4 protein-coding genes are annotated in these 3306 nt (G+C 73.4%); all 4 read right to left on the bottom strand.

The genetic code is table 11. From position 1 onward, the window contains the following. Positions 1–878 (bottom strand): chromosome segregation SMC family protein (locus tag DVA66_RS18635; RefSeq protein WP_157974128.1); only part of this gene is annotated, 878 nt, incomplete at its 3' end. Continuing rightward, entirely contained in the window at positions 878–1474 is a 597-nt protein-coding gene (locus DVA66_RS18640; protein WP_114561369.1) for a GtrA family protein, read from the bottom strand. The genes DVA66_RS18635 and DVA66_RS18640, both read right to left, overlap by 1 nt. Before the next feature lie 58 nt (positions 1475–1532). Next, positions 1533–2519 carry a class II fructose-bisphosphatase gene (glpX, locus tag DVA66_RS18645; RefSeq protein ID WP_114561370.1) on the bottom strand — a complete coding sequence of 329 codons (987 nt, stop codon included), beginning with the start codon at positions 2517–2519 and terminating at the stop codon, positions 1533–1535. Between the two features lie 94 nt (positions 2520–2613). Next, positions 2614–3144, bottom strand: coding sequence for a gluconokinase (locus DVA66_RS18650; RefSeq protein WP_114561371.1), 531 nt, complete (start codon positions 3142–3144; stop codon positions 2614–2616). Between the last annotated feature and the right edge of the window lie 162 nt (positions 3145–3306).

The following is a 3306-nucleotide window of genomic DNA, read 5'->3' on the forward strand; positions in this document are numbered from 1 at the left end:
AGGGCGTACCAGCTCTCCTGCACCGCGGCCAGCGCCGTGCCGGCGGCCCGCAGCGCCGCCTCCTGCTCCGCCTCGGCCTCCCGGGCGCGCTGCAGCTGCTGCTCCAGCTCGGCGCGGCGGGCCCGCAGCCGGGCCTCGTCGGCGTCGTCGCCCTGCTGCTCGAGGGTCGCCTGCAGCAGCTCATCAGCCAGCAGTCGGGCCCGGGCGTCACGGACCTCGGCCTGCACGACGGCGGCCTTGCGGGCCACCTCGGCCTGGCGGCCCAGCGGCTTGAGCTGGCGGCGCACCTCGCCCAGCAGGTCCTGCAGACGGTCGAGGTTGCCCTCGCAGCCCTCCAGCTTGCGCAGCGCCTTCTCCTTGCGCTTGCGGTGCTTGAGGACGCCGGCGGCCTCCTCGATGAACCCGCGGCGGCCCTCGGGGGTGGCGCTGAGGATCGAGTCGAGCTGGCCCTGGCCGACGATGACGTGCATCTCCCGACCGATGCCGGAGTCGCTCAGCAGCTCCTGCACGTCGAGCAGCCGGGCGGGGTTGCCGTTGATGGCGTACTCCGAGCCGCCGTTGCGGAACATCGTGCGGGCGATCGTCACCTCGGTGTACTCGATCGGCAGCGCCCCGTCGGAGTTGTCGATGGTCAGCACCACCTCGGCCCGGCCCAGCGGCGGGCGTCCGGACGTCCCGGCGAAGATGACGTCCTCCATCTTGCCGCCGCGCAGCGACTTGGCGCCCTGCTCGCCCATCACCCAGCTCAGGGCGTCCACCACGTTGGACTTGCCCGAGCCGTTGGGGCCGACGACGCAGGTGATACCGGGCTCGAACTGCAGGGTGGTGGCCGAGGCGAAGGACTTGAACCCGCGCAGGGTGAGGCTCTTGAGGTGCATCAGGAGACCTCGACCCGTCCGCCGCCACCTCCGGCGGCCCCGGTGTGGTCGTCGTCGGAGGCGGCGTGGCGGGCCCGGCGGACCGAGGCGAAGGTCCACACCTTGTTGACCACGAACGACATCGGGGTGACCAGCACGATGCCGATCAGCTGGGCCCAGTACAGCGGGGTGCGGAAGCCGCTGGAGGAGTCGAACACCGACACCGGCAGCGCCAGCGGGGAGGTCGGGTTGAGCAGCAGGGTGACGATGAGCAGGTTGACCGCCTGCCCGACCAGGCCGACGGCGAGGAAGGGTCCGTACTCCCGCCACCAGCCCGAGTGCGGTGCGCTCTTGAACGTCCAGGAGCGGTTGAGCTGGAAGTTCCACACGTTGGCCACCAGGAAGGCCAGCGTCGAGTACACGTGGTACCAGCGCACGTTGAAGGGGCTGAACGGCAGGTCGACCACGACGCCGTGCTCGTCGGCGCCGACCTTGTTGCAGACGATCACCACGACCAGGTTGACGAGCACGCCCGAGCCGCCGACCAGGCCGAACCGGATCAGCTGGATCCAGTTGTGGCGGTGGCGGACGAGGAGGTAGTCGGTCAGGCGTCTCACGGTCGGGCCAACCTACCGCGCGCGCACCGGCGCGGGCCGTCCGTGCGGCAGGACGCGGTCAGGACTCCAACCACTTCTGGGCCAGGTGGTCGGCGGTGACCCGCCGGATGGTGCCGGAGCGGGAGCGCAGCACGATCGACTCGGTCCGGATCACCGGGCCGTCCCGGCGGACGCCGGCGACCAGGTTGCCGTCGGTGATGCCGGTGGCGACGAAGAAGGTGTTGTCGCTGGTGACCAGCTGTTCGGCGTCGTAGACGTGGTCGAACTGCAGCCCGGCGTCCAGGCCCCGCTGGCGCTCCTCGTCGTCGCGGGGGGCCAGCACCGTCTGGATGAACCCGCCCAGCGCCCGGATGGCGCAGGCGGTGGCCACCCCCTCCGGGCTGCCACCGACGCCCACGCACAGGTCGAGGGCACCGTTGGAGGAGGCGGCGTCGATGCCGCCGGCCACGTCGCCGTCGAGCATCAGCCGGGTGCCGGCGCCGGCCTCCCGGATGGCCTCGATCAGCCCCTCGTGGCGGGGCCGGTCCAGCACGCCGACCTGCATCTCGGCCACCGGCTTGCCCTTGGCCTCGGCCAGCAGCCGGATGTTCTCCCCGATCGGGCGGCGGATGTCGAGCAGCCCGACGGCCTCCGGCCCGGCGACCAGCTTGTCCATGTAGAAGACGCTGGAGGCGTCCAGCATCGACCCGCGGTCGGCGGCGGCGATCATCGAGATGGCGTTGCGCCGGCCCGCGGCGGTGAGCGAGGTGCCGTCGATCGGGTCGACCGCGATGTCGCAGGCCGGACCCTGCCCGGTGCCCACCTGCTCGCCGTTGAACAGCATCGGGGCGGCGTCCTTCTCGCCCTCCCCGATCACCACCACGCCGGCGAAGTCGACGGTGGCCAGGAAGGAGCGCATCGCGTCCACCGCGGCACCGTCGGCCCCGTTCTTGTCGCCGCGTCCGATGAAGGGGACGGCGCGGATGGCCGCGGCCTCGGTGGCCCGCACCAGCTCCAGCGCGAGGTTGCGGTCGGGCTGGCGGTACAGCAGATCGGTGTCGGGCACGGCCTCGTCCTCCGTCGGGTGCAGCAGGGTTCGGCTCAGCCTAGTGGGGGACGCCGACCGGGCCGGCCCGCCGCGGCGGGGCGGGTGGTGCGGGTCAGGACGCGGCGGCGTCGTCGTCGGGCCGCAGGCCGAGCCGGTGGACGACCTCGCTGACGATGTCCTCGGGACGGGCGCCCACGTCGACCACGATGCCCGCCTCGTCGTCCTGCAGCGGCTCCAGGGTCTCCAGCTGGGACCGCAGCAGCTGCGGCGGCATGTACTCGTGCCGACGGCCGGCGACGCGGGCGGCCAGCAGCTCGGGGTCGGCGTGACCGTGCACCATCACCGCGTCCGGGGCGTGCCGGCGCAGCTGGTCGCGGTAGCGGCGGCGCAGCGCCGAGCAGCCGACGACCACCGGGGCCTGCGAGCCGAGCACCTGCCCGACCCGCTCCAGCCAGGGGTGACGGTCCTCGTCGGTGAGCGGGGTGCCGCTGGCCATCCGCGCCCGGGCCTCGTCGCTGTGCAGCGTGTCGCCGTCGACGAAGCGCCAGCCCAGCCGCTCCGCGAGCAGACGTCCGATGGTGGTCTTGCCCGACCCCTGGACGCCCATCACGACGATGCGACGGACCGGCGGTGCGGCTGGCATGGCACTCCTCGATGAGACGGCGGCACCCGCGGCGGCACGGGTCCGGGAGCGTGATGCTACCGGCGCGGGCCGTCCCCGGGGCCCGCCGACCGGGCCGCGCGGGGCGCCGGTGCTCACCAGCGGGCCGACCGCGGCCGGCGCTGGCAGCGGGGGCAGCGGTAG

The sequence above is a fragment of the Desertihabitans aurantiacus genome, assembly GCF_003344635.1.
GTDB lineage: Bacteria > Actinomycetota > Actinomycetes > Propionibacteriales > Propionibacteriaceae > Desertihabitans > Desertihabitans aurantiacus.

Excerpts from the sequence above, each read along its gene's own strand:
- DVA66_RS18650 (WP_114561371.1), bottom strand. The coding sequence starts at position 3,144 with ATGCCAGCCGCACCGCCGGTCCGTCGCATCGTCGTGATGGGCGTCCAG.